Origin of the sequence: Pyxidicoccus trucidator (genome assembly GCF_010894435.1) — a bacterium.
Taxonomy (GTDB): Bacteria; Myxococcota; Myxococcia; order Myxococcales; family Myxococcaceae; genus Myxococcus; species Myxococcus trucidator.
Map to the genome: position 1 here is coordinate 1 of NZ_JAAIXZ010000123.1, position 386 is coordinate 386.

The 386-nt window shown below is 68.9% G+C and carries 1 pseudogene; it reads left to right on the forward strand.

Going from position 1 to position 386, the window contains the following annotated elements:
- A pseudogene (locus G4D85_RS48705) lies at window positions 1-386 on the forward strand (hypothetical protein); the annotation flags it as partial.

Below are 386 nucleotides of genomic sequence, written 5' to 3' on the forward strand. Positions count from 1 at the left end.
GAGGTCTGGTTCAGCGCCGAGGTCATGGGCGTGGCCCTCACCTGCCTCTACGTGCGCAACGCCCTGCGTGCCCACCGGCCTGTTCTGGCCGGAGTGTTCTTCTCCATGGCCACGCTCACCCGCACGCCGCTGTTCTTCGCGGGCCTCTTCTTCGTGCTGGAGGCGCTGTGCCCGGGCCCCGGGCCTCGGCTGGAGCAACTCAAGGCCCTGGGGCGCAACTGGAAGCCGGCGGCGCGGAAGGTGGGCCTGTTCGCGCTGGGCGCCGCACCGCTGGGGCTGCTGGCCGCTGGCTACAACGTGTATCGCTTCGGCCGATTGAGCGAGTTCGGCCACGCCTTCCTCTTCAACAACCGCGTCAACGTGGACATCGACCGGTGGGGCCTCTT